Source organism: Gordonia amicalis, assembly GCF_022059885.1.
Lineage (GTDB): Bacteria > Actinomycetota > Actinomycetes > Mycobacteriales > Mycobacteriaceae > Gordonia > Gordonia amicalis.
This window is the reverse complement of record NZ_CP091855.1, coordinates 3511682-3538044: the sequence shown is the minus strand read 5'-3', so window position 1 is coordinate 3538044 and position 26363 is coordinate 3511682. Positions and strand designations below refer to the sequence as shown.

Annotated in this window: 23 protein-coding genes; 20 read left to right on the top strand and 3 right to left on the bottom strand. The window is 67.4% G+C overall.

The genetic code is table 11. The features are described 5' to 3' along the window. Nucleotide 1: 1 nt before the first annotated feature. The 16 genes from nusB (at nt 2) to IHQ52_RS16095 (ending at nt 18295) form a co-directional block, all read left to right on the top strand. Nucleotides 2-487 (top strand): transcription antitermination factor NusB, encoded by a 486-nt coding sequence (nusB, locus tag IHQ52_RS16170; RefSeq protein WP_024497142.1) that lies wholly within the window; start codon nt 2-4, stop codon nt 485-487. Between the two features lie 150 nt (nt 488-637). Continuing rightward, nucleotides 638-1222, top strand: coding sequence for a bifunctional pyr operon transcriptional regulator/uracil phosphoribosyltransferase PyrR (gene pyrR / locus IHQ52_RS16165; protein ID WP_024497141.1), 585 nt, complete (start codon nt 638-640; stop codon nt 1220-1222). After that, complete coding sequence (locus tag IHQ52_RS16160; RefSeq protein WP_006436307.1) at nt 1222-2172, top strand: aspartate carbamoyltransferase catalytic subunit; 951 nt, start codon at nt 1222-1224, stop codon at nt 2170-2172. Before pyrR ends, IHQ52_RS16160 begins: the two co-directional genes overlap by 1 nt. Before the next feature lie 31 nt (nt 2173-2203). Next, entirely contained in the window at nt 2204-3514 is a 1311-nt protein-coding gene (locus IHQ52_RS16155) for a dihydroorotase (RefSeq protein WP_024497140.1), read from the top strand. Continuing rightward, complete coding sequence (locus tag IHQ52_RS16150; protein ID WP_024497139.1) at nt 3511-4125, top strand: PH-like domain-containing protein; 615 nt, start codon at nt 3511-3513, stop codon at nt 4123-4125. The genes IHQ52_RS16155 and IHQ52_RS16150 overlap by 4 nt, the downstream gene beginning before the upstream one ends. Continuing rightward, complete coding sequence (carA, locus tag IHQ52_RS16145) at nt 4122-5309, top strand: glutamine-hydrolyzing carbamoyl-phosphate synthase small subunit (RefSeq protein WP_024497138.1); 1188 nt, start codon at nt 4122-4124, stop codon at nt 5307-5309. Before IHQ52_RS16150 ends, carA begins: the two co-directional genes overlap by 4 nt. Beyond that, nucleotides 5309-8644, top strand: a complete 3336-nt coding sequence (gene carB, locus IHQ52_RS16140) for a carbamoyl-phosphate synthase large subunit (protein ID WP_024497137.1) — start codon at nt 5309-5311, stop codon at nt 8642-8644. Before carA ends, carB begins: the two co-directional genes overlap by 1 nt. Before the next feature lie 13 nt (nt 8645-8657). Then, the gene (pyrF, locus tag IHQ52_RS16135; protein WP_024497136.1) at nt 8658-9488 is read left to right on the top strand and encodes an orotidine-5'-phosphate decarboxylase; all 831 of its coding nucleotides are present in this window, start codon (nt 8658-8660) and stop codon (nt 9486-9488) included. A gap of 476 nt (nt 9489-9964) precedes the next feature. Next, entirely contained in the window at nt 9965-10279 is a 315-nt protein-coding gene (mihF, locus tag IHQ52_RS16130) for an integration host factor, actinobacterial type (RefSeq protein WP_004021989.1), read from the top strand. A 40-nt stretch (nt 10280-10319) separates the two neighbouring features. Continuing rightward, a complete protein-coding gene (gene gmk, locus IHQ52_RS16125) occupies nt 10320-10949 on the top strand; it encodes a guanylate kinase (RefSeq protein WP_006436301.1) in 630 nt (209 codons plus the stop codon). A gap of 41 nt (nt 10950-10990) precedes the next feature. Further along, nucleotides 10991-11290: a DNA-directed RNA polymerase subunit omega gene (gene rpoZ / locus IHQ52_RS16120; protein WP_006436300.1), complete on the top strand. Its 300-nt coding sequence runs from the start codon at nt 10991-10993 to the stop codon at nt 11288-11290. Nucleotides 11291-11304: 14 nt separating this feature from the next. Beyond that, on the top strand, nt 11305-12564 hold the full coding sequence (gene coaBC, locus IHQ52_RS16115; RefSeq protein ID WP_024497135.1) for a bifunctional phosphopantothenoylcysteine decarboxylase/phosphopantothenate--cysteine ligase CoaBC: 1260 nt from the start codon (nt 11305-11307) through the stop codon (nt 12562-12564). A 122-nt stretch (nt 12565-12686) separates the two neighbouring features. Next, nucleotides 12687-13895 (top strand): methionine adenosyltransferase, encoded by a 1209-nt coding sequence (metK, locus tag IHQ52_RS16110; protein ID WP_006436298.1) that lies wholly within the window; start codon nt 12687-12689, stop codon nt 13893-13895. Between the two features lie 60 nt (nt 13896-13955). Beyond that, nucleotides 13956-15923, top strand: coding sequence for a primosomal protein N' (locus tag IHQ52_RS16105; RefSeq protein WP_006436297.1), 1968 nt, complete (start codon nt 13956-13958; stop codon nt 15921-15923). Further along, nucleotides 15924-16883, top strand: a complete 960-nt coding sequence (fmt, locus tag IHQ52_RS16100) for a methionyl-tRNA formyltransferase (RefSeq protein ID WP_024497134.1) — start codon at nt 15924-15926, stop codon at nt 16881-16883. Then, on the top strand, nt 16880-18295 hold the full coding sequence (locus IHQ52_RS16095; protein ID WP_238063611.1) for an RsmB/NOP family class I SAM-dependent RNA methyltransferase: 1416 nt from the start codon (nt 16880-16882) through the stop codon (nt 18293-18295). The genes fmt and IHQ52_RS16095 overlap by 4 nt, the downstream gene beginning before the upstream one ends. A gap of 40 nt (nt 18296-18335) precedes the next feature. Here the strand turns inward: IHQ52_RS16095 and IHQ52_RS16090 are convergent, their stop codons facing one another. Further along, nucleotides 18336-19811, bottom strand: coding sequence for an MFS transporter (locus IHQ52_RS16090; RefSeq protein ID WP_051349533.1), 1476 nt, complete (start codon nt 19809-19811; stop codon nt 18336-18338). A gap of 190 nt (nt 19812-20001) precedes the next feature. Between IHQ52_RS16090 and IHQ52_RS16085 the strand changes: the two genes are divergently transcribed. Further along, entirely contained in the window at nt 20002-20577 is a 576-nt protein-coding gene (locus IHQ52_RS16085; protein ID WP_024497131.1) for a TetR/AcrR family transcriptional regulator, read from the top strand. Nucleotides 20578-20580: 3 nt separating this feature from the next. On the opposite strand, the gene IHQ52_RS16080 is transcribed toward IHQ52_RS16085, so the two are convergent. Continuing rightward, nucleotides 20581-21060, bottom strand: a complete 480-nt coding sequence (locus tag IHQ52_RS16080; protein WP_024497130.1) for an SRPBCC domain-containing protein — start codon at nt 21058-21060, stop codon at nt 20581-20583. Continuing rightward, entirely contained in the window at nt 21057-21392 is a 336-nt protein-coding gene (locus IHQ52_RS16075) for an ArsR/SmtB family transcription factor (RefSeq protein ID WP_024497129.1), read from the bottom strand. The genes IHQ52_RS16080 and IHQ52_RS16075 overlap by 4 nt, the downstream gene beginning before the upstream one ends. 190 nt (nt 21393-21582) lie before the next feature. Between IHQ52_RS16075 and IHQ52_RS16070 the strand changes: the two genes are divergently transcribed. The 3 genes from IHQ52_RS16070 (at nt 21583) to IHQ52_RS16055 (ending at nt 26240) form a co-directional block, all read left to right on the top strand. Continuing rightward, nucleotides 21583-22842 (top strand): 13E12 repeat family protein, encoded by a 1260-nt coding sequence (locus IHQ52_RS16070; protein WP_024497128.1) that lies wholly within the window; start codon nt 21583-21585, stop codon nt 22840-22842. A 579-nt stretch (nt 22843-23421) separates the two neighbouring features. Beyond that, the gene (locus tag IHQ52_RS16060; protein ID WP_024497127.1) at nt 23422-23727 is read left to right on the top strand and encodes a hypothetical protein; all 306 of its coding nucleotides are present in this window, start codon (nt 23422-23424) and stop codon (nt 23725-23727) included. Continuing rightward, nucleotides 23727-26240 carry a TPR repeat domain-containing protein gene (locus IHQ52_RS16055; protein WP_024497126.1) on the top strand — a complete coding sequence of 838 codons (2514 nt, stop codon included), beginning with the start codon at nt 23727-23729 and terminating at the stop codon, nt 26238-26240. Before IHQ52_RS16060 ends, IHQ52_RS16055 begins: the two co-directional genes overlap by 1 nt. Nucleotides 26241-26363 lie beyond the last annotated feature (123 nt).

Sequence of the window (26363 nt, the reverse complement as noted above, 5' to 3'; positions counted from 1 at the left end):
TGTGAAACAACCCGGAACCCGACACAAGGCGCGGCGGCGCGCGGTGGACCTGCTCTTCGAGGCCGAGGCCAAGAAGGTCAGTCCCAGCCAGCTCGTCGCCGAACGCCGAGAGTACGTCCGCAGCGACGAGAGCGTCGGCTCGATCCACGACTACACCGCCACGGTGATCGGGGGTCTCGCAGACGATCAGGACCAGATCGATGCGGTCATCTCCTCCCATCTGCGCGAGTGGACGCTGGAGCGTCTGCCCGCCGTCGACCGCGCCATCATGCGCCTGGCGACCTGGGAGCTGTTCAACTCGCTCGACGTCGACCCCATCGTGGTGGTCGACGAGGCGGTGGAGCTCGCCAAGGAGCTGTCCACCGATGATTCGCCGGCCTTCGTCAACGGCGTGCTCGCCAAGATCGCCGAGCTCGCACCGCAGGTGCGGGCGGCCGCATCGGCCGAGCCGAGCGGTCCGGCCGCCGGCGATTCCGCCGCCGACTGACGGCAGCCCTCCGGGTCTCCGGAGTGACGCGATGCGTCGAGAATGTGGCGCAGGTCGCGGGAATTCGTCTGTCTCGCGACGCGGTGTAAAGTGTCGCGAGACAGACATCCTTTAACGATCCGTCCTGCGAGGCGGAGAAGGAGGTCGGCTTTGGCCAGCCCCGCTCCCAGGGTGCTGCTCGATGCCGCTGACGTGTCGCGCACGATTGCTCGTGTCGCACACCAGGTGATCGAGAAGACAGCTCTGGACTCGCCCGACGCCCCGCGCGTCGTTCTCATCGGAATTCCCACTCGCGGAACATCTCTCGCGACTCGTCTGGGTTCCAAGATCGGCGAGTTCGCCGGTGTCGAGGTGCCGGTGGGCTACCTCGACATCACTCTCTACCGCGACGATCTGCGCGGCAAGCCACATCGCCCGCTCGAACGGACGATGGTCCCCGCCGGCGGCGTCGACGGCGCGATCGTGATCCTCGTCGACGACGTGCTCTACTCGGGGCGTACGGTCCGCGCCGCCCTGGACGCGCTGCGCGATCTCGGACGCCCCGCCGCGGTCCAGCTCGCGGTGCTGGTGGACCGCGGCCACCGCGAATTGCCGCTGCGCGCCGACTATGTCGGCAAGAACATCCCGACCGCTCGCGACGAGCAGGTGTCGGTGCATCTCACCGAACACGACGGAGTCGACGAGGTCGTCCTCAGCTCGGCTTCGAATGCCGTTGCCGCCGAGGGCGATTCGTGATGCGGCATCTGCTCTCCACGCAGGACCTGAACCGCGACGAGGCCACTGCGCTCCTCGATGACGCCGAGCGTTTCGAACAGGCCCTCACCGGTCGTGAGGTCCGCAAGCTCCCGACGCTCCGTGGCCGGACCGTCATGACGGTCTTCTACGAGAACTCCACCCGCACCCGCGTCTCCTTCGAGGTCGCCGGCAAGTGGATGAGCGCCGATGTCATCAACGTCAGCGCCTCGAGTTCCTCGGTGGGCAAAGGCGAATCGCTGCGCGACACGGTCAAGACCCTGCACGCCGCCGGTGCCGACGCCCTGATCGTCCGCCACCCCGCGTCGGGCGCGCCGGCCCAGATCGCCGACTGGACAACCGATTCGAACGGTGAGGGTCCGGCGATCATCAACGCCGGAGACGGCACACACGAACATCCCACGCAGGCCCTGCTCGACGCGCTCACGCTGCGCCAGCGGCTCGGCTCGCTGGAGGGACGTCGCATCGCGATCGTCGGCGACGTCGTGCACTCACGGGTCGCGCGGTCCAACGCGCACCTGCTGTCGACCCTCGGCGCCGAGGTCGTCCTCGTCGCCCCGCCGACCCTGCTCCCGGCGGGAGTGGGTGAGTGGCCGGTCACCGTCTCGGGCAACCTCGACGCCGAACTGCCCGCCGTCGACGCGGTGATGATGCTGCGCGTCCAGGCCGAGCGGATGAACGGCGGATACTTCCCGAGTCCCCGTGAGTACTCGGTCCGCTTCGGTCTCAGCGACCGCCGCCTGGCGATGCTCGCCGACGATGCGGTCGTCCTGCATCCGGGTCCGATGCTGCGCGGTATGGAGATCGGCTGGTCGGTCGCCGACTCGCCGAAGGCCACCGTCCTCGAGCAGGTCCGCAACGGCGTCCACGTACGCATGGCGGTCCTCTTCCGGCTGCTCGTCGGGTCCGACTCCGCGGGAGCCCACCTGTGACCACCACCCCCAGCACGTCAGGAGTTCGCCCGTGACCGCCCCGGCAACCGGAACCGTCCTCATCGGCGAGGTCCGTCCCTACGGCGAGGGCGAGCCGATCGATGTCCTCGTCGTCGATGGCGTGATCACCGACATCGGCGCGGGCCTGTCCGCACCCGAAGGTGCCGAGCGCATCGAGGGCAGAGGCGGTGTGCTGCTGCCCGGTTTCGTCGACCTCCACACCCATCTGCGTGAACCCGGCCGCGAGGACACCGAGACCATCCGGTCCGGCTCCGAGGCCGCCGCCCTGGGTGGTTACACCGCAGTGTTCGCGATGGCCAACACCAGCCCGGTCGCCGACAACTCCACCGTCACCGACAACGTGTGGCGCTCCGGCCGCGAGGTCGGGCTCGTCGACGTGTACCCGGTGGGTGCGGTCACCGTCGGGCTCGAGGGCGAACAGCTCGCCGAGATGGGCATGATGAACGCCGGCGCCGCGGGCGTCCGGATGTTCAGCGACGACGGCAAATGCGTCCACGACCCGCTCCTCATGCGCCGCGCCCTGGAGTACGCGACCGGACTGGGCGTGCTCATCGCCCAGCACGCCGAGGAGCCGCGCCTGACCGTCGGCGCCGTCGCCAACGAGGGCGCCACCGCGTCCCGGCTCGGACTGGCCGGCTGGCCGCGTGCCGCCGAGGAGTCGATCGTCATCCGCGACGCGCTTCTCGCCCGCGACGCCGGAGCGCGCATCCACATCTGCCACGCCTCGACCGAGGGCACCGTCGAGCTGCTGCGCTGGGCCAAGGACCAGGGGATCGCGATCACCGCCGAGGTGACCCCGCACCACCTGCTCCTCGACGATTCCCGACTTGAAACGTACGACCCGGTGAACAAGGTCAATCCGCCGCTGCGGGAGGTCCGTGACAAGGAAGCCCTGCGCCAGGCCCTGGCTGATGGGATCGTCGACTGTGTGGCCACCGACCATGCGCCGCACGCCGCGCAGGAGAAGTGCTGCGAGTTCGCCCAGGCGAAGCCGGGCATGCTCGGGCTGCAGACCGCGCTCCCGATCGTCGTCGAGACCCTGGTGAAGCCCGGGCTTCTCGATTGGCGAGGCGTCGCGCGGGTCATGAGCGAACGGCCGGCGCAGATCGTCGAACTGACCGATCAGGGCCGCCCGATCGAGGTCGGCGAGCCCGCCAACCTCACGGTCGTCGACCCGGACACCTCGTGGGTGGTCCGCGGAGACGAGCTGGCCAGCCTGTCGCGCAACACTCCGTTCGAGGAGATGACGATGCCGGCGACCATCACCGCCACCGTCCTGCGCGGGGTCGTCACCACACGCGAGGGCCAGGTGACCCGATGAACATCCGGCGCGGCCTCATCCCCGGCATCCTCGTGGTCGTCGTGGTCGCCTCGGTGATCGGCACCGTGCTCGGCTACGGGCGAGTGGTGTTCAACGCGTGGTTCATCGGCGTATGCGTGCTCATCGTGCTCGGCCTGCTGTCGATGTTCTACCTGCTGATCACCGGCAACAAGAAGAAGCAGACGGCACAGGCCGAACTCATCGGCGAACTACCGTCCACCCCGGCCGATCCCGGGGCGCAACAACGCGGCCCCGACACCGGCCTCTACCTCGGTTCCACGATGGCGCCGAGTTGGCAGAACCGCGTGGTCGTCGGTGACATCTCCGACCGCGCGTCGGCGACGATCGCCGAGTTCGCAGCGGGCGTCCTCATCTCCCGCCAGGGTGCGAGCGACATCTGGATCCCGCGAGAGGCGATCACCGCGGTCCGCACCGAACGCGGTATCGCGGGCAAGGTGATGAGCGCCGACGGCGTCCTGGTGATCCGATGGGTCCTGCCCAGCGGCACCGAGATCGACTCGGGAATCCGCGCCGACGACAAATCGATCTACCCCGGCTGGGTGAACGCCTTTGCCGGGCAGCATGACAGTGGACAGGGGACACAGGAATGAACACAGCGGTCTTGGTGCTGGAGAACGGCCAGGTGTTCACCGGCCGGAGCTTCGGCGCAGTGGGCGAGACCCTCGGTGAAGCGGTGTTCTGCACCGCGATGACCGGCTACCAGGAAACCCTGACCGACCCGAGTTACCACCGGCAGATCGTCGTGGCCACCGCGCCGCAGATCGGCAACACCGGCTGGAACACCGAGGACGGCGAGAGCACCGGCAGCGCGGGCAGCACCGGGGTCGACGGCGACTCCGGAAAGATCTGGGTGGCCGGATATGCGGTGCGAAACCCCACCCGACGAGTCTCGAACTGGCGCGCGACCACCTCGCTCGAGGACGAACTCGTCAAGCAGGGGATCGTCGGCATCGGCGGGATCGACACCCGCACCGTGGTCCGCATCCTCCGCGACCACGGCTCGATGAAGGCCGGCATCTTCTCCGGACCGGCGCTCGCCGACACCGACGAACTCGTCGGCCGGGTGCGCAACCAGCCGGACATGAAGGGCGCCAGGCTCGCCGACGAGGTCACCACGTCCGACGGGTATGTCGTGGAGCCCCTCGAGGCGCACCGGTTCACCGTCGCCGCCATCGACCTCGGGATCAAGACCAACACCCCGCGGATGTTCGCCGAGCGTGGCGTCCGTACGCATGTGCTGCCGGCGACGGTCGCGCTCGACGCGATCGCCGACCTCAGGCCCGACGGCGTGTTCCTGTCCAACGGTCCGGGCGACCCGGCGACCGCCGACGACATCGTCGAGCTCACGCGTGGTGTCCTCGGGCAGGACCTGCCGCTGTTCGGCATCTGCTTCGGCAACCAGATCCTGGGCCGGGCCCTCGGCCGGTCCACCTACAAGATGAAGTTCGGGCACCGGGGCATCAACATCCCGGTTGTCGACCACGCCACCGGCAAGGTCTCGATCACCTCGCAGAACCACGGCTTCGCACTCGAGGGCGAGGCGGGGGAGGAGTTCGACTCCGACTTCGGCCGCGCACGGGTCAGTCACGTCTGCGCCAACGACGGCACCGTGGAGGGCGTCGAGCTGCTTTCCGGCCGCGCCTTCTCCGTGCAGTACCACCCGGAAGCGGCCGCCGGCCCCCACGACGCCGCGTATCTGTTCGACAAATTCGTCACCCTGCTCGAGGGTGACCGTGCGTCCCGGAAGACCAAGAATCAAGGAGCGAGTGCCTGATGCCGCGCCGCGAAGACATCAACCACGTCCTGGTCATCGGCTCGGGGCCGATCGTCATCGGTCAGGCTTGTGAATTCGACTACTCGGGTACCCAGGCCTGCCGCGTCCTCAAGGCCGAAGGCCTGCGTGTCAGCCTGGTGAACTCCAACCCGGCGACGATCATGACCGACCCCGAGTTCGCCGATGCCACCTACATCGAGCCGATCACCGCCGAGTTCGTCGAGAAGGTGATCGAGGCCGAGCGCGACGCCGGACATCCCATCGACGCCGTGCTCGCCACCCTCGGCGGGCAGACCGCGTTGAACACCGCGGTCGCGCTGCACGACCGCGGCTCGCTGGAGAAGTACGGCATCGAGCTGATCGGCGCCGACTTCGACGCCATCCAGCGCGGTGAGGACCGCCAGATGTTCAAGGACATCGTGGAGAAGGTCGGCGGCGAGAGCGCGCGCTCCCGCGTCTGCCACACGATGGACGAGGTCCGCGAGACCGTCGCCGAACTCGGCTTCCCGGTCGTCGTGCGTCCGTCGTTCACCATGGGCGGCCTCGGCTCGGGCATGGCCTACGACGACAACGATCTGGAGCGGATCGCCGGCGGCGGTCTCGCCGCGTCGCCGACCGCCAACGTCCTCATCGAGGAGTCGATCCTGGGCTGGAAGGAGTACGAGCTCGAGCTGATGCGCGACAACCGCGACAACGTCGTGGTCGTCTGCTCCATCGAGAACCTCGACCCGGTCGGTGTGCACACCGGCGACTCGGTGACCGTCGCCCCGGCGATGACCCTCACCGACCGCGAGTACCAGATCATGCGTGACCTCTCGATCGACATCCTGCGCGAGGTCGGCGTCGACACCGGCGGCTGCAACATCCAGTTCGCCCAGGACCCGCGCGACGGACGCCTCGTCGTGATCGAGATGAACCCGCGTGTGTCGCGGTCGTCGGCACTGGCGTCGAAGGCGACCGGCTTCCCGATCGCCAAGATCGCCGCGAAGCTGGCCATCGGCTACAGCCTCGACGAGATCGTCAACGACATCACCAAGGAGACCCCGGCCTGTTTCGAGCCCACGCTCGACTATGTCGTGGTCAAGGCGCCGCGGTTCGCGTTCGAGAAGTTCCCGGGCGCCGACGACACGCTGACCACCACGATGAAGTCGGTGGGCGAGGCGATGAGCCTCGGCCGCAGCTTCGCCGAGGCGCTCGGCAAGGTCATGCGCTCGCTGGAGACCAAGGCCGGCGGTTTCTGGGCGGAGGCCAACCGGCCCGACCCGGAGACCGTCGATCTGCCCGCGCTGCTCGAGGAGATCAAGACGCCGAAGGACGGGCGTCTCTACAAGCTGATGCTGGCCTTCGAGGCCGGCGCCACGATCGAGGACCTGTACGAGGCCACCGCCATCGATCCGTGGTTCCTGGCCGAGATCGGCGGGATCGCCGCGCTGGGTGCGGAGATCCGCGACGCCGACATCCTCGACGAGGCCTTGCTGCGCGAGGCGAAGTCGACCGGCTTCTCCGACCGTCAGATCGCCGCTCTCCGTTCGGATTTCGAGGACGAGGCCGCGGTGCGTACGCATCGCCTGTCGCTCGGTGTGCGCCCGGTCTACAAGACCGTGGACACCTGTGCGGCCGAGTTCGAGGCGAAGACGCCCTACCACTACTCGACCTATGAGCTCGATCCCGCGGCCACCAGCGAGATCGCGCCGCAGCCGGATCGTCCCAAGGTGCTGATCCTCGGTTCGGGCCCGAACCGCATCGGACAGGGCATCGAATTCGACTACTCGTGTGTCCACGCCGCACTCACGCTGAGCGAGGCCGGCTACGAGACCGTGATGGTCAACTGCAACCCGGAGACGGTCTCGACCGACTACGACACCGCCGATCGCCTGTACTTCGAGCCGCTGACCTTCGAGGACGTGCTCGAGGTCTACCACGCCGAATCCCAGTCGGGCACCGTCGCCGGTGTCATCGTGCAGCTCGGTGGCCAGACTCCGCTGGGTCTCGCACGTCGCCTCGAGGAGGCGGGTGTCCCGATAGTCGGGACCAGCCCGGCCGCCATCGACCTCGCCGAGGATCGCGGCGAGTTCGGCAAGGTCCTCGCCGAGGCCGGTCTGCCGGCCCCGGCGTTCGGCACCGCGACGAGCTTCGCCGAGGCCCGTGACACCGCCGCTCGCATCGGCTATCCGGTGCTGGTGCGTCCGTCCTACGTCCTGGGCGGCCGCGGCATGGAGATCGTCTACGACGAGAAGTCCCTGGAGGACTACATCTCCCGCGCCACGGAACTGACCCCCGACCATCCGGTGCTGGTCGACCGGTTCCTCGAGGATGCGGTGGAGATCGACGTCGACGCCCTGTGCGACGGCGAGGAGGTCTTCATCGGCGGCGTGATGGAGCACATCGAAGAGGCCGGTATCCACTCCGGTGACTCGGCGTGTGCGCTGCCGCCGGTCACCCTCGGCCGCGCCGACCTGGCGATGGTCCGCACCTCCACCGAGGCACTCGCCAGGGGTATCGGGGTGAAGGGTCTGCTCAACGTCCAGTACGCGCTCAAGGACGACATCCTCTATGTCCTGGAGGCGAATCCGCGCGCGAGCCGCACGGTGCCGTTCGTGTCGAAGGCGACCGCGGTGCCGCTGGCCAAGGCGTGTGCCCGCGTCATGCTCGGGTCGTCGATCGCCGACCTGCGCAAGCAGGGCATCCTGCCGGAGGCCGGCGACGGTGGCGAGACCCCGGCGACCGCGCCGATCTCGGTGAAGGAAGCGGTCCTGCCGTTCAACCGGTTCCGTCGCCACGACGGCAGCGGGGTCGACAACCTGCTGAGCCCGGAGATGAAGTCCACCGGCGAGGTGATGGGCATCGACGCCGACTTCGGTCGCGCGTTCGCCAAGTCGCAGACCGCCGCCTACGGGTCGCTGCCGACCAGCGGCAAGATCTTCGTGTCGGTGGCCAACAAGGACAAGCGGGCGCTGATCTTCCCGGTCAAGCACCTCGCCGACCTCGGCTTCGAGATCCTGGCCACCGAGGGAACCGCAGATGTGTTGCGCCGCAACGGAATCAAGTGTGAGACCGTCCTCAAGCACTTCGAGGCCACCGCGGGAGAGCGGACGGTTGTGGACATCATCCGGGCGGGCGAGGTCACGATGGTGATCAACACCCCGTTCGGCAACTCCGGCCCGCGCGTCGACGGCTACGAGATCCGCAGTGCCGCGGTGTCGGTGAACATCCCGTGCATCACCACGGTGCAGGGCGCCAGTGCAGCGGTGCAGGGCATCGAGGCCGCGATCAACGGCGATGTCCGGGTCCGCTCCATCCAGCGACGCCACGCGGACATGGCCGGCCTCTCATGACGGTGGCGTCCGCATGACGGGGGCGTCCGGCTTCGGCGCCCGCTACCGGCGGGTGACGGCCGAACGCGGACGCCTGTGCGCGGGTATCGACCCGCACGCGGGGCTGCTGACCGGCTGGGGCCTGGACATGTCCGTCGACGGGTTGTCGCGGTTCGCCGACATCTGCGTCGAGGCGCTGGCCCCGTCGGCGGCGGTGATCAAGCCCCAGGTCGCCTTCTTCGAGCCGTTCGGCGCCGCGGGCTTCGCGGTGCTCGAACGGGTCATCGCGGGCTGCCGCGAGGCGGGTGCCCTGGTGATCGCCGACGCCAAGCGCGGTGACATCGGCTCGACCATGTCGGCGTACGCACAGGCGTGGTTGGCCGACGCCTCACCGCTGTGCGCCGACTCGGTGACCGCCTCGCCGTACCTCGGCTACGAATCGCTGCGCCCGGCGCTTGACCTGGCACGGGCGGGGGAACGCAGCGTGTTCGTCCTCGCGCGAACCTCCAACCCGGAGGGCGGGGACGTGCAGCAGGCGCGGACGGGGGAGCGGACGGTCGCCCAGTCGATCGTCGATGCCGCGGCGGCCGAGAACGCCGACGGCACCGCGACCGCCGGCCTCGTCGTGGGTGCGACCCGCGAGCACGGACTCGACCTGGCCGACCTGAACGGCCCGATCCTGGCGCCGGGTCTGGGTGCTCAGGGAGCCACCGCCGAGGATCTGAAGGTGGTCTTCGCCGACGCCGACCCCGGGTGGGTGCTGCCGGCGAGTTCGCGCGGAGTGCTCCGCGCCGGTCCCGACGTCGACGCACTGCGCGACGCGTTCGTCCGGGCCCGCGACGAGGTCGAGACCGCACTGGGCTGAGGCGACCGCCCGGTTCCGTGCGACGGCGCGACACGCGCAAAGCGCCGTCGAATTCCAGACGAATCTGGTCACACCACTCCAGTCACATCTGTCTCAGTACGTCGATCGCTCGATCGCGAGTACTTCGCATTGCTATCGATCTCGTTCACCGGCGCCACTGTCGTGACCTGCGGGTATGATGTAAAACCCGTCGTCAGAGCGGTGCAACACCGAGTGGAGCGCCGGTGTGCCGGGCCGAAGTGCCGCGGTGCACTACAACATGAGAAAACACCGCGAAAACGGGGGGTCGCGCTCGCAAATGCCTGATCACGTGGGTACGGTCGCATTCGCCGCCAACAATCGGCAGTGCCGGACGGGTACCCCACCCGACCGCATCGTTGCGAAGACGACGCAGCGCCGCCCGCGTGGCAACAGCCGTCGGACGCCTCACGGCGGACGACGACAGTCCCAATCAAGAACGAAAGACGGAGGAACCCGTGGCCCTTCCCCAGTTGACTGACGAGCAGCGCGCCGCTGCGTTGGAGAAGGCAGCTGCCGCTCGTCGCGTCCGCGCTGAGCTCAAGGAGCGCCTGAAGCGCGGTGGCACCGATCTCCAGCAGGTGCTCAAGGACGCCGAGAACGACGAGATCCTGGGCAAGATGAAGGTCTCGGCACTGCTCGAGGCCCTGCCCAAGGTCGGCAAGGTCAAGGCTCAGGAGATCATGACCGAGCTGGAGATCGCTCCGACCCGCCGCCTGCGCGGTCTCGGCGACCGTCAGCGCAAGGCCCTGCTCGAGAAGTTCAGCTCCTGAACGTGAGCAATGCAACCGAACACGGCAGCGTGACGGTTTCGTGGGACCGGCGGTGACCAACCGGCCGGAAACCGCGGGAGCCGCACGCACGAGGGGTCGACTGATCGTCTTGGTCGGCCCCTCGGCCGTCGGCAAGTCCACCGTCGTCGCCAGGGTGCGCGCCGCATTGCCGGACCTGTACTTCAGCGTCTCGGCGACGACCCGCGCACCGCGTCCCGGTGAGGTCGACGGCCGCGACTACCACTTCGTCTCGGCCGAGGACTTCGACCGGATGATCGCCGGCGACGAGCTCTTGGAGTGGGCGGAGATCCACGGTGGCCTGCAGCGATCGGGTACCCCGCTCGCGCCCGTCCTCGCTGCCCTGGAGGCCGGTAAACCCGTTCTGGTGGAGGTCGACCTCGTCGGTGCGCGCAACGTCGTCACCCGTCTGCCCGAGGCGACCACCGTCTTCCTCGCCCCGCCGAGCTGGGACGAACTCGTCGCCCGGCTGACCGGCCGCGGCACCGAGAGCCCCGAGGCGATCGAGCGCCGGCTCGCCACCGCGAAGGTCGAGATGGCTGCCCGAGACGAGTTCGACCACGTCATCGTGAACAGCGAAGTCGACCGAGCGGCCTCCGACTTGGTATCCTTGCTGGTCGGACCTGAGCAGCCCACCGCGCCCGCGACCTGACCAGCCTCTCTGACATCCCAGACCTCGACGCAGGAGTTTGTGTGACCACCCCGACCAATTTCGACATCACCGAGATCGCCGACGCACCGGCATACGACACACCGCTGGGTATCACCAATCCCCCGATCGACGATCTCCTCGAGCGCGCCTCGTCGAAGTACGCCCTCGTCATCTACGCGGCCAAGCGTGCGCGCCAGATCAACGACTACTACAACCAGCTCGGTGACGGCATCCTCGAGTACGTCGGCCCGCTGGTCGAGCCCGGCCTCCAGGAGAAGCCGCTGTCGATCGCGCTCCGCGAGATCCACTCCGATCTGCTCGAGCACACCGAGGGCGAATAGTCGCGGCGTCGGGTATGACCACACCGACCAAGAAACGACGCCGAATCCTCATCGGCGTCGGTGGAGGCATCGCCGCATACAAGGTGTGCTCGGTGATCCGCCACTTCACCGAGTCCGGGCACGACGTCCGCGTGGTGCCGACCCCGGCGGCCCTCGAGTTCGTCGGCAAGGCCACCTTCGAGGCGCTCAGCGGTAACCCGGTCAGCACCACCGTCTTCGACGACGTCGACGAGGTCGCGCATGTGCGTCTGGGCCAGGGCGCCGACCTCGTGATCATCGCGCCGGCGACCGCGGACCTCATGGCCCGCGCTGCTCAGGGACGCGCCGACGATCTGCTCACCGCATCGCTGCTCACCGTGCGGTGCCCGGTGCTGTTCGTGCCGGCCATGCACACCGAGATGTGGGAGCACCCCGCCACCCAGGCCAACATCGCGACCCTGCGCGAACACGGTTCGACCGTCATGACGCCGGCGTTCGGTCGCCTCACCGGCACCGACTCCGGCCGCGGTCGTCTCCCGGACCCGCAGGAGATCGCCCTCATCGGCGAGCTGCTCCTCGACCGCGCCGACGCACTGCCGTACGACCTCGCCGGTGTCCGCGTGCTGATCAGTGCCGGCGGCACCCGCGAACCGCTCGATCCGGTGCGCTACCTGGGCAATCACAGCTCGGGCAAGCAGGGATTCGCCCTGGCCCGGGCAGCTGCACAGCGTGGGGCGAGCGTCACCGTCGTCGCCGGTTCGACGACCGACCCCGGTGACCCCGCCGGCGTGCACATCGTCCGGATCTCGAACGCCCAGGAACTCTCCGAGGAGATGACCAAGCGCGCGGCCGACGCCGACGTCGTCATCATGGCCGCCGCCGTGGCCGACTTCCGGCCCGTCGCGGTGGCCGACGCCAAGATCAAGAAGGGCGATCAGGGTCCGGCCCCGATCGAGCTGACCACCAACCCGGACATTCTCCGCGGGCTCGTCGAGGCGCGGGACGACGGCCGTATCCCCTCGGAGACCGTCATCGTCGGATTCGCCGCCGAGACCGGCGACGAGACCGGCGGGGTCCTCGACCACGGTCGCGCAAAGCTCGCCCGCAAGGGTTGCGACCTGCTGGTGGTGAACGCGGTCGGCGACGGCAAGGCGTTCGGCACCGAGGACAACACCGGCTGGCTGCTGTCGGCCAAGGGCGACGAGACCGCGCTGCCCTTCGGGTCGAAAACACTCATGTCGAGTCGAATACTTGACGAAGTGCGACAACTGGTGCCTGATGGTCCGGGGGCCTGAGCGGCACCGCAGCGAAACCGACCGCTGTGTAGTTTTGAAGTGACTCCCACCGGCCACGACGACCGGACGATACCTGCCAAACGGCGCCGGAAGATCCGCGCGCGAGATCTCGAGAGGATCTGATGACCACCTCGTCACGCCTGTTCACGAGCGAATCCGTCACCGAGGGGCATCCCGACAAGATCTGTGACGCGATCAGCGACTCGATCCTCGACGCCATCCTCACCGACGACCCCAACGCGCGGGTCGCGGTGGAGACGCTGGTGACCACCGGCCAGGTCCACGTCGCGGGTGAGGTCACGACCACCGCGTACGCAGACATCCCCGGCATCGTCCGCGCCAAGATCCTCGAGATCGGCTACGACTCCTCCACCAAGGGCTTCGACGGCGCGTCGTGCGGCGTCAACGTCGCGATCGGCGCTCAGTCGCCGGACATCGCCGGCGGCGTCTTCAACTCCCACGAGAGCCGCAGCGGTATCTCCGAGGACGAGATCGACAGCCAGGGCGCCGGTGACCAGGGCCTGATGTTCGGTTACGCCACCAACGAGACCCCCGAGCTGATGCCGGTGCCGATCGCGCTGGCCCACCGTCTCTCCCGTCGTCTCACCGAGGTCCGCAAGGACGGCACGCTGCCGTACCTGCGTCCCGACGGCAAGACCCAGGTCACCATCGAGTACGACGGTGACACCCCGGTCCGCCTCGACACCGTCGTCCTGTCGACCCAGCATGCGGCCGACATCGACCTCCACAACCTCCTGGCTCCCGACATCAAGAAGCAGGTCGTCGACGCGGTGCTCGCCGACATCGACCTGCCGACCCTCGACACCTCCGACTACCGACTGCTGGTCAACCCGACCGGCAAATTCGTCCTCGGCGGCCCGATGGGTGACGCCGGCCTGACCGGCCGAAAGATCATCGTCGACACCTACGGCGGCATGGCCCGCCACGGCGGCGGCGCCTTCTCCGGCAAGGACCCGTCGAAGGTCGATCGCAGCGCCGCCTATGCGATGCGCTGGGTCGCCAAGAACGCGGTCGCCGCCGGCCTGGCCGATCGCATCGAGGTCCAGGTGGCCTACGCGATCGGCAAGGCCGCGCCGGTCGGTCTGTTCGTCGAGACCTTCGGCACCGAACACGTCGACCCCGCGGTCATCGAGCGGGTCATCAAGGAGAACTTCGACCTGCGTCCGCTCGCGATCATCCGCGACCTGGACCTGCTGCGACCGATCTACGGCCCGACCGCCGCGTACGGCCACTTCGGTCGTACCGACGTCGATCTGCCGTGGGAGCGGACCGACCGCGCGGACAAGCTGCGCGCGGCCGCCGGTCTCTGACCCCGAAGGGCGCAGTCCCTGCCCCCGAAAGGCGCACGGGTCCCGGCTGATTCGCTGCCGGTGGCCCGTGTTCTGCCCATTCTCGGACTCGCACACCTCGACCGGCCGTTCGACTACCTGATCGACTCCGATCAGGATGCGACGGCGGTTCCGGGCGTGCGGGTCCGTGTTCGGTTCTCCGGTCGTCTCGTCGACGGGTACCTGCTCGACCGGATCGAGAAGAGCGATCACCCCGGCAAACTGGGGTGGCTCGACCGGGTCGTCTCCGCCGAGCCGGTCCTGTCGCCGGAGTTGGCGACGCTGTGCCGTGCGGTCGCCGATCGCTACGCCGGCACGATGGGAGACGTTGTCCGTCTGGCGATCCCGCCGCGCCATGCGCGGACCGAGAAGGAGACGACGCCCGAGCCCGCGACTGTCGTCGAGGCGCCCGACCTGGAGGCGTGGTGTCGCTATCCGTTGGCCGAATCGTTCCTCGAGGCGCTCGCCGACGGTGGGCACCCGCGGGCGGCGTGGCAGGCCCTGCCGGGTGAGGACTGGGCGCGTCGGCTCGCCGAACTCGCCGCGGCGACCCTGGCGGTCGGACGCGGATGCATCATCGTCGTGCCCGACCAGCGGGACCTCGACCGGGTGTGGGCGGAATGTGAACCACTCATCGGCGATCGGGGAGTGGCTCTGGCCGCCGGGCTCGGGCCCACCGCGCGGTACCGCCGCTGGCTGGCCGCGCGCCGGGGTGCGGCGAAGCTCGTGATCGGCACGCGCAGTGCGATTTTCGCGCCGGTCACCGACCTCGGTCTGGTGGTCGTCTGGGACGACGGCGACGACAGCATGGCCGATCCGCGGGCGCCGTATCCGCACCCGCGGGAAGTCGCGGTGCTGCGGTCGCACCGGGAACGCTGCGGACTCATCCTCGGCGGCTTCGCCCGGACGGCGGAGGCGCAGGCGCTCGTCGCATCGGGCTGGGCACACGACCTCGTCGCCGACCGTCCGCTCGTCCGCCACCGCAGCCCACGGGTGCAGGCCATCTCCGACGACGACCGCCAGATCGCGCGCGATCCGATGGCGAGGTCCGCACGCATCCCCGAGGTCGCCTTCGATGCAGCCCGTTCGGCGTTCGCCGCCGACCAGCCGGTGGTGTTCAGCGTTCCGCGCCGCGGTTACGTGCCGTCGCTGGCGTGTACCCGGTGCCGGGAACACGCGCGGTGTCGTGCCTGCAACGGACCACTGCAGATGGACGGCCACCAACGTCTCAGTTGCCGATGGTGTGGCCGCCCGGAGCGATCGTTCCGCTGCCCCGAGTGCGGCAACACGAAGGTGCGGGCGACGGTCACCGGCGCCCGACGGACCGCCGAGGAACTCGGACGCGCCTTCGCGGGCGTGCCGGTCCACACCAGTGGCGGAGACACCATCATCGACGAGATCGAGCCCGGCGCACGGCTCGTCGTCGCGACACCGGGGGCCGAACCGGTCGCCCCGGACGGCTACGGGGCGGCGATCGTCGTCGACACGTGGGCACAACTCGACCGCGCCGATCTTCGTGCGGAGGAACACGCGGTGCGACGCTGGATGGCGCTGGCCGGCATGGTCCGACCGCACGGCGACGGAGGTCGCGTGGTGATCGTCGCCGACTCGACGCTGGCGCCGGTCCAGGCGCTGATCCGTTGGGATCCGGTCGGTTTCGCGTCGCTGCAGCTGACTCAGCGTGTCGAACTGGGCTTCCCGCCGGCGGTCACGATGGCGTCGGTGGACGGTCCGACGCAGGTGATCACCGACTTCGTGGAACATCTCGAACTACCCGAGGGGTCGGACGTGCTCGGGCCCGTGCCGCTTCCACCGGGGGTGCGGCCGCCGGCCGGTAGCGCCGAGTGGGAGGCCGCCGCGGACGACGAGATGGACCGCATCCTGGTGCGGTTGCCGCGCAAGCACGGACGGCTCCTCGCGCAGGCTCTCGCCGCGGGGCAGGCGCGGCGCAACACGCACCGGCAGACCGGGCCGATCCGGGTTCAGGTGGACCCGCCTACGATCGGATGAATGCGCATCGTTTTCGCCGGCACCCCCGAGGTGGCCGTGCCGTCGTTGCAGGCCCTGCTGGACTCGCCGTCGCATGAGGTCGTCGGCGTCATCACCCGGCCCGACGCGGTGTCGGGCCGTGGTCGCAAGGTCGTGCGGTCACCGATCGGCGTGCTCGCCGACGAGCACGGCCTCGAGGTGATCACCCCGCGACGGATGTCCGAGCCGGACGTCGCCGAGGTTCTGCGACGCTGGGCCCCGGATTGCGGTGCGGTGGTGGCCTACGGCGGACTCGTGCCGGAGGATCTTCTCGCGCTCCCGACCCACGGCTGGATCAACCTGCATCTCTCGGTGCTGCCGGCCTGGCGTGGCGCCGCGCCGGTGCAGGCAGCGATCGCCGCGGGCGATGAGGTGACCGGTGCGAGCACCTTCCGCCTGGAGAAGGGTCTCGACACCGGGCCGGTGTTCGGCGTCCTCACCGAGACCATCCGGCCCACCGACACGAGCGGTGATCTCCTCGGGCGTCTGGCCGAGGCCGGGTCGGGTCTACTGGTGAACACGCTCGACGGCATCGAGGCCGGGGGACTCGTCCCGGAACCGCAGCCCGCTGCTGGTGTCAGCCACGCGCCGAAGGTCGAGGTCGAGGATGCGCGGATCCGCTGGGATCTGCCCGCGCACATCATCGATCGTCTCATCCGCGCCTACACGCCGGCGCCGGGATCGTGGACGAGTCTCGACGACGCGCGGATCAAGGTGGGTCCGGTGCGGCCCGTCGATTCCGATGACGCGGCACTCCCGGAAGCAGTGCGTGCCGAATCGCCGGCGCCGGGAGTCATCGCGGTGACCAAGAAGGCGGTGTTCGTCGGTACCGGTTCGACGCCGGTGAAACTCGGCACCGTGCAGCCGCCGGGGAAGAAGCCGATGCCGGCCGCCGACTGGGCCCGTGGCGCCCGACTCACCGATGGGACGGTGCTGGGATGAGTACAGATCGACGACCGAACCAGGGCAAGCGCGACAACAGCTCCGCGAAGTTCCGGCAGAAGGATCTGGACCCGGCGCGCGTCGCGGCGCGGGACACGCTGCGCGCGATCCGTGAGCGTGACGCCTACGCGAATCTGGTTCTCCCGAAGATGCTGCGGGACCGCAGGATCGAAGGTCGCGACGCGGCCTTCGCGACCGAACTCGCCTACGGCACGGCGCGGGCCCAGGGGCTGCTGGATGCGGTGATCGCCTCGGCCGCCAAGCGTCCCGTCGACGAGATCGACGGCCCGGTGCTCGATGTGCTGCGGTTGGGCGCTTACCAATTGCTGCGTACGCGCGTCGGATCCCATGCCGCGGTGTCGACGTCGGTGGACCTGGTGCGTTCCGAGAACGGGATGGGGCCTTCGGGTTTCGCGAATGCCGTGCTGCGCAAGGTGTCGCAGAAGACCGAGGAGATGTGGGTCGACGAGCTCGCGCCGTCGCCCGCCGAGGATCTCGTCGGCTACCTTGCCTTCCAGTATGCGCATCCCCGCTGGATCGCGGAGGTGTTCCGGGATGCCCTCGGCGGGTCGGCAGGCCAGTTGCAGGCGGCACTCGCTGCCGACGACGAACGTCCGCCCGTACATCTGGTCGCCCGGCCGGGTTACATCACCGCCGAGGAGCTGGCGCTGACCAGCGGGGGAGAGGAAGGCAGGTTCTCGCCGTACTGCGTGTATCTGCCGAGCGGTGATCCGGGCGACGTGGATGCGATCCGTGATGGCTATGCCGGTGTGCAGGACGAGGGCAGCCAGCTTATCGCGCGCGCGGTGACGGTCGCCGAGGTCGCCGACGACTCCGGCCGCTGGCTCGACATGTGCGCCGGCCCGGGCGGCAAGGCCGCGCTGATCGGTGCGCTCGCCGACATCGACGGCGCCCGGCTGGATGCGATCGAGGTGTCGAAGCATCGCGCTGAGCTGATCCGAAAGGTGGTCAGCGACCTGCCGGTGACGATCCATGTCGCCGACGCCCGGTCGAGTGGTCTCGAACCGGGATACGACCGCATCCTGCTCGACGCACCCTGTTCCGGGCTCGGCTCGCTGCGTCGTCGGCCCGAATCGCGTTGGCGCCGAACCGCTGCCGATGTCGACGAGCTCGTCGCGCTGCAGAAGCAGTTGCTGACCGAGGCGCTTCGGCTCGTGAAACCCGGTGGAATCGTGGTCTATTCGACCTGTTCACCGCACCCGGCCGAGACCACCGCGGTGGTCGCCGACGTGCTGGCTTCGGTCGACGGGGCCCGCCGGCTCGACGCCCGCCCGCTGGTGACCGTCGGGGAGCTCGGACCGGAACTGCTCGGCGATGGTCCGCATGTGCAGTTGTGGCCGCACGTCCACGGCACGGATGCGATGTTCATGGCCGCCCTGACCCGCGACTGACGCGGGCCAGGACGGCCACGGAGAGAAGGAGGCGTCGGGACTAGACCGACGCCTTGTCGTCATCGGTATCGGCGACTGCCGCGGAGACTGATTCCGCCGCACCGCGATCCTTGGGGATGAGGGCCGCGACCACGAAGGCGACCAGGGCGACACCGGCACCGATCGTCAGCGCCACGCGGAAGCCGCTCTCCGAGGCGAGTTCGTGGCCGCCGAGGTTGATCGTCATCTGGGCGAGCACCGCACCGACAACGGCGGCGCCCACCGAGGTGCCGATCGACCGCATCAGGGTGTTGAAACCGTTGGCGGCCGCGGTCTCGGTGACCGGGACCGATCCCATGATGAGTGCGGGCATCGAGCCGTACGCGAGGCCGACGCCGCTGTTGATCACCATCATCGCCAGCATCAGGCCCCAGGTGGTACCGAGCAGCAGCAGCGACAGGCCGTAACCGGCGGCGATCACGAGCACACCGGACATCAAGGTGAACTTGGGTCCGCGTGTGTCGGTGAGCTTTCCGCCGAGCGGGGAGACGACCATCATCATCAAGCCGCCGGGCAGCATCCACAGGCCGGCCGCCAGCATCGACTGGCCGAGCCCGTAGCCGGTGGCCTCGGGGAACTGCAGGATCTGGGGCACTACGAGCATGGCCGCGTACATGCCCATGCCGACGAAGATCGACGCGATGTTGGTGGTCAGCACGCGCGGACGTGCAGTCGTACGGAGGTCGACGAGCGGTTCGACAATGCGGAGCTCCCAGAAGCCCCAGCCGAGCAGCAGTACGACGGCGGTGATGAACAGGCCCACGATGGAGCCGGACGCCCATCCCCAGTCAGCACCCTTCGACACGGCGAGGAGCAGGCAGACGAGGCCGGCGCCGAGACCGACCGCACCCAAATAGTCGAACTTCTGGCCCTTGGCCGCCGGCGGAACATCGGGGATCTGGGTGAAGATGAGTGCGAGGATCATCGCGCCCAGGGCGGCGGTCACCCAGAACAGCACGCGCCAGTTGGTGTACTCGGCGATCGCCGCCGACAGCGGCAGGCCGATACCGCCACCGATGCCCATCGAGGCGCTGACGAGCGCGATCGAGGAGCTGAGTTTCTCCGGCGGAACGGCGTCTCGGAGAAGGGCGATGCCGAGCGGGATCATGCCCATACCGAGGCCTTGGAGGCCGCGGCCGACAATCATCGGGATCACCGACGACGCCAGTGCGCACAGGATCGAACCCGCGATGAGCGGGACGGTGAGCGCGAGCAGGACGCGACGCTTGCCGAGGAGGTCGCCGAGGCGACCGGTGATCGGTACGAAGACACCGCCGACGAGAAGGGTCACGGTGATGACCCAGTTGGAGTTGGACGCAGTGGTGTTGAGGATGCGCGGCAACTCGGGAAGCAACGGCGTTACGAGAGTTTGCGTGATTGCGGCCACCGTGCCCGCGAGGGCCAGTGTGAGGATCACGCCACCCGGTCGCGTTGTGGCGCCGCTTGGCGTAATGGCGACGGTCTTGGATGAGGACATGGTGACGAACTCCTCGAGGAGGTTAGGGCTGAAGGCCGCCAGAACCGGTAAGTCAACGATTGACGACTTAGCGACGGTAGGTTACTCCGGACCTATTAGTCAATGCCTGATGACTTGGGACACAGTCGGGCCGGATTTGCGACGTCGTCGACGCTAAGCTTGCGGGCAACACTGTCCGGACGAGTGGGAGATGATGGCTGACCCGACCCAGCGGCGTCGTAATGCAGAGGCGACCCGCGAGGCTCTGCTGGAGGCTGCCCGGACCCTGCTCGCCGAACGCGGGGCCACGCAGACGACGACTCGCGACATCGCTGCCGTCGTGGGGGTCAACCAGGCGTTGATCAACCGTTATTTCGGCTCCAAGGAGAATCTGTTCGTCGAGGCGGTGCGGACTGGCGGAAGCGGCGCCGCGGGACTGGTGGCCTCAACCCCGCTGGCGGATCTGCCCGACAAGATCCTGCGCGAGGTCCTCGACGTGAGCGCCTCGGGTGGCGGCAGCACCGCCCTGCTCGCCGGGGTGGTCAACAACGAGACCATCAACGACCTGATCCGCAGCATCATCGAGGATGTGTTCACCCGGCAGCTGGGAGACCGGCTCGGCGGTGATTCGGGTGGATTGCGGGCGGAGTTGCTCAACGCCCTGGTCGTCGGGATCACCATCATGCGGCACAAGATCGAGAGTCCGGCCCTCTCTCAGGCCTCCATGGACGAGATTTCGGACTATGTCACGCGGATGGCTGCGCCGTTGCTGACCGACGATCGGTGATTTTCATTGCGTGGCCTCGCTTTCCACCAGTTCGGCGAGCGCGGCGGTCACCGAATCCCAGCCGTCGTAGAAGCCGAGTTCATGATGTCGGTGGCGATCGGATGGATTGCCGTGGCGGACGACGACGCTGTACTCGGTTCCGTCGGCGTGTTCGGCGAAGGTGATCTCGGCGGTCATGGGGACCGGCGCGGGTTCGGCGGGCCGCCAGGAACTGTCGATCGCGTTGGTGAACACCAGGCGTTCGTTGTCGTCGACGACGAGGAAGACAGCATCCATGTGCGGGACGAAGGTCTCGCCGTCGTCGCTCATCTGCGTGACGAGAGCGCCGCCGGGGCGTGGCTCGAGTCGTTCGACCCGGGTGATGGTCGGGGAGGGCGTCCACCATTTCGCAAGCTGCTCGGGTCGGGTCCACGCATTCCAGATCCGTTGTCGCGGTGCGCGGATGATGCGTTGCAGGGTCAGGTCGAGTTCGGGGTCGATCATGGTGTCTCCTCGGGTTCGGTGACGAAGGCTTCGAGTCGGTCGGTGCGTTCGGTCCAGACGATGCGCTGGTGTTCGAGCCAGGTCTGCAGGCGTCGCAGGCGTCGACGGTCGAGCGTGCACATTCGGGTTCTGCCGGTCTTCTTGGTCATCACCAGTCCGCTGTCCTCGAGGACCTTCAGGTGCTTCATGAACGACGGAAGGGTCATGGGGAAGGGGTCGGCGAGTTCGCCGACGCTCGCGGGTCCGCGCCCGAGGCGTTCGACGACGGCGCGGCGGGTCGGATCCGACAGTGCGCCGAAGAGGTCGTCGAGTGTGACCGAACTGTTTGCCATGTGGCTAAGTGTTGCATGATTGTTCACTGAACTCAACAGCTAAGTGATCCGGGTGGGATGTGGTTGTGGAAAGATGCGGCGGAGCAGTAAGTATTCACGTACTATCGAACGTATGTACGAGACTGATGTACCGGAAACACGGAGGCCGGCAACGGGCGACTTGCGCGCTCTCGTGAGCCTCCTTGCCGGCATGGCTGCGGGGGCTGGCGAGGCCGAGTCGGTGGAGCGGCTGACTCTGCTCGAGGAGATCAAGTCGGCGTGCACTGCGGCCCAGGTGCGTGAGACCGCGAATCTCGACCGGCTGCGTGCGGACGACGAGGCCGCGCGCAATGTTCCGCAACCGCGCCGGGGTCGAGGGCTCGCCGCCGAAGTCGGCTTGGCGCGCAAGGCCTCACCGCAGAAGGGGAGTCAGTACCTCGGGTTCGCTCGTGCTCTGGCGCACGAGATGCCGCACACGATGGCCGCACTCACGGACGGGGTGTTGACAGAATGGCGAGCCACGATCCTCGTCCGCGAAACCGCTTATCTGACTCGCGAATCGCGGGAGGAGATCGACCGGCGGGTGTGTGGCGATCCGGAGGCGCTGGTGGGCGCCTCGGACCGAGAGATCGAAGCGCGGGCGAAGCGTCACGCGTACGAACTCGAGCCGGCGGCCGTGGTCGCGCGAAAGGCCAAGGCCGAGAAAGACCGTCGCGTCAGCGTGCGGCCGGCGCCCGATCTGATGACCAAGCTGTCGGCGCTGTTGCCGATGACGCAGGGGATCTCGGTGTATGCCGCGCTCAAGAAGCACGCCGATTCGGTCGTCGGTGCGGACGATCGCACGCATGCGCAGATCATGGCCGACGCGCTGGTCGAACGAGTCACCGGTCGATCCGCAGCGGAACCGGTTCCGGTGTCGGTGGACATGGTCCTGTCCGACGAGTGCCTGCTCGGGCTCAACGATTCGGCGGCCGAAGTGAAGGGGTACGGACCGATTCCGGCAGCAGTGGCACGGGAACTCGTCGCCGCGTCGGTGTCGCCCGATGGTGAGACCGCCTCGACGCTGCGCCGTGTCTATGCGCGTCCGTCCGATGGTGTGCTGGTGGCGATGGAGTCCCGTTCCCGCGGATTCCCGCCCGCACTGGCGCATTTCATCCGGTTGCGAGATCAGCGGTGTCGCACCCCGTACTGCGGGGCGCCTATCGCCGAGATCGACCACGCCAAACCGCATCGGCATGAAGGCCCGACCAGCGAGGCGAATGCCGACGGCATCTGCGTCACCCATAATCGCGCGAAAGAGGCCGATGGCTGGACGTACTCGGTCCGCATGTCCGGCGACATCCGGGTCATCGACGTCATCACTCCGACCGGTGCACGACATCGGAGTACGGCACCGCCGGCCGTCGGGCATCGAGACCCTGAACAAAGCGTCATCGAAACGAAGCTGCTGCAGCTGTTCGCGGTCGCCTGAGCGGTGTCGGCGCCGGGTAACGTCCAACGGCGTGACGATCCGCGCTTTTGATTCGGCAGGCGACTCCGGCTGACGTCGACGCTGCGCAGAAACCCTCGGCCAGGCCTTCGCCGACTATCCGTTCACATGGCGCACGGTGGATGCGCGTGACCATGGCGACCGAGTGCGGTCGTTGCAGCGGTTGTTCCTCGCCGAGAATGGCAGCGGTGCGGCCGCGTCTGGGTATCGGACGACCTTGCCGCCGTGGCGGTGTGGATCACTCCGTCCTCGACAGGTCTCGACGAGGCGTTCGGCGACATCGCATCCCGAGTTGTCGACCTGTACGGAGACAGAGCGGACATTGCCGCGCGGGCGGACGACTCGGGTTCGAGGTGGCCGGGAAGGTGTCTTTGCCCGACGACGGTCCAGATGTGTGGGCGATGGTGAGGGTTCCGTAAACGAACCTTGCGCTACCTGGGCGGTGTGCGACTCGGCTCGGCCGGTTGTGGATGCTGAATCCCCACTTCGTAGTGTCTCGTACTAGGTTGTCTGAGTCGAGGGGCGTCAAGGGGCATTGATGCCGGGGACGGGGGACTCACAGTGACTTATCGCCTGGAAGCTGAAAAGGGAGTGATCGAGGGCGTCGGCAAGACGTTGGCCGGGTGTTCGGATGCCACGCGGGCGCTCTGGTCGGGCAGTGCCGGTCTCGCTGACGCAGCTGCCGCGATGCCTGGATCAGCGTTCAGCGCCGCTTGCGCCGGTAAGGACGACGTCGTTCGTACCCTTCTCGGACGCGCGGCCGCCCGCATGGATGCGGTGTCGCAGACGTGCTACCAGGTGGCCACCGAGTTCGCCGATACCGATGAAGAGTTGGCGAGCGGTTTCCGAGCCATTTCCGTGTTCTGATGAGCCGTCCGACTCGATCGACGGTCACCAGCTGGGATGTGATGGTCCTGCTCCAGTCTGCGAAATCGCTGGAGACAACGGCCGAAAACCTACGAACCCAGACCAGGACAATGGCCGACGCCCCGATGAACGTGACGGGCTGGTCGGGCAAATCCAGGCGTGCGTGTGAAGACCGCACGGCGTCTGACCGAGACGAGATCAACAAGCTCGGAACCGAACTCAACGCGGCCGCAAGGGTGCTGCACGACACCGCCGCCGCGATCAGCCCCAACCGAAGCACTGCTCTGACGAAAGCGCTCGGCCTCGAATTCGACAAGTTCAGCGTCTCGGATGACTGGACCGTGCGCGACGCTCGTGACTACGCGGCTGAGTTGAAGGGGGTAGACGCCGGCAGCGCAGCCGAGCAGTCGATTCTGAACGACCAAGCCAAGCGTGCGGAGGAGGCGAAGACTGCGACACTGTCGCTGCAGTCGCTGGCGGACCAGATCGGGGAAGACGACCGGAACGGTGCACGCGCGCTGAATGTGGTCTTCGGCAATGCAGAGATCAGTGCTCCGCTCAGATCGAGCTTCTCCGCAGGACAGGCGAGCCGCGACGTTCAGGCGATCATGAGCGGGACCGCGACACCGGAGCAGAAGGAACGCTTCTACCGCGCGACCAGCTCGACCCCCGAACAGCGTGCGGCACTGGCACGCGGCGAGGAAGCGGTCATCTCGAAGGAGCAGTTCGATTACCTGAAGGCCATCTACACGCCTAATTGGGGGCAGAGCGCTGAAGGCTCCGCGCCATACTCACTCGACGCGTTGAAGCGTTTCGGCGACGAATACAGTGGCGCGGAAAGATCCAAGCTCAAGAATGCACTCGGTGATGGTATCTATATGCTTGGCAACCCTAATTTACGGACAGATCAGCAGGTCGAGCCGACGTTCTTGGCTGGTCCCTTGCAACAGATGGGACTGTCCCCTGAGTCGAAGTTCGTTAGCGGCGGTATGGGTCAGCTTTCGTCGCCGATACGTGAAGTCCTGACCAATCCCGCGGCCAGCAAAGCAAACGTCACCGTGCCAGATACGGGTCCGCACTCAGGCGGGCACAGGCCGGTGACCGACCTGAAGACTTTCAATGATTTGAAAACCGTGATGGATATCCTGGAGCATCGCTCGGTTGACACCGAGGGCGGGTCTACGTCGGTTCAGCTCGGTAGCGATGTCGACCGAGCATTGGTTGCGCGGGCGGGAGAGATCGCTGCAGTCGGGGGTGATGAGCTCGTCTCGAATCCTGGACTTTTCAACCCCCACAACGTGTCCAAGACAGATGCCGAAGCCCTGATGATACGGATGCTCGACGTCGCTGGGAGTGATCACATTGCGATCCACGACGCCGTGTTGGCCGCGACTGGTGGCGCAACAACCGGTTCAATGCCTTCCGTGTACGACGTCGAGGGCCGCGAGCAGACTTTCAAGGACGCTGAAAGCTTGAAGCACCTGTTCACTTTCGACTGGACCGACGGTGCGGGCAACGAGAGTTCGGGTGTCAACAAGCTCTTCAATTGGATGCCCGGGGCCGCCTATGCCGCCGACGGTAGCTCACTGGAGGCTCTGGCGGAGAGTGAACGAGCAGGGCAGATCGCTACCTCCCTCACCCAGTACTTCGGTGACAACAAGGAGGCGTTCATAGACATCGGGGACGACAAGAGTGCGTTGGGAGAACTGAACGGTGAGCTGGCCCGTACCCTGGCTTCGGCTATAGGTCCCCACACTGCTGTGATGGGTGGAGCAGATCCTCGACTGTTCGACTCGCATGGAGTTGCTGAAGTCGATCTAGCCGATTTGAAGGCGACTTTCCAGATTCTGAACTCGGACGCCGACGCCGGGCGAATTGTTAATTCGATGACTGCTTTGCAGATCGACGTCCTCCAAGAGGAATTCGGCCGCAACCCGCACGACTACGGACTCGGCGAAGTCACCGGTCGTTTGGAAGGTGCGATGGCCAGCGGTCTGGATTCGCACATCGAGGAAACCAAGGTTGACGGTCGTCACTTGGCGGCGCGCGATGCCGCTGCCAGGGGTGCAATGTTCGAGAGTGCGTACGGTTTGCTCTCGGCAGTACCGGGTCTGGACCCTGCTGTGAGAGTCTTGCTCGGTGGTGTGGCCCCACAGGCGCAACTTCATTTCTCGGGGCTGCCCACGGACCCGGACACGATAATCGCGGACCCGGAACTACAGAGGTTGCGAACCGAGATGTACACATCGCAGATTGAGCCCAACGCCAAATACGCGCAGATACTGGAAGGCTACTTCAGTTCGCATCCCGAGATAGCTGATGATCCAGATTTCCGAAAACTGTTTGCTCCAGACGGTGAGGTTGATTTCGAGGAGATGAAACGCACCAAGGTCATGCCGGAGGTAGCTGATGTTGAGGAGGCTGCCTCTTATGCTCAGCGCTTGCTGAAGTCGGATATCAATTCATTTGCTCTCCGTCACAACGAAAACTTCGAACACGCGTACAAGAGGTAGTTGAGTGCAAGCGAGTTTTTCAGAGAGAGCGCGTTTCGTCGGGTGCTTACTCGTTGCGGTCCTTGCGATCGGAGCTGCGGGCTGTGGTGTGCCTCAGGACTCGCCCTCAGTTTCCGGCGTATC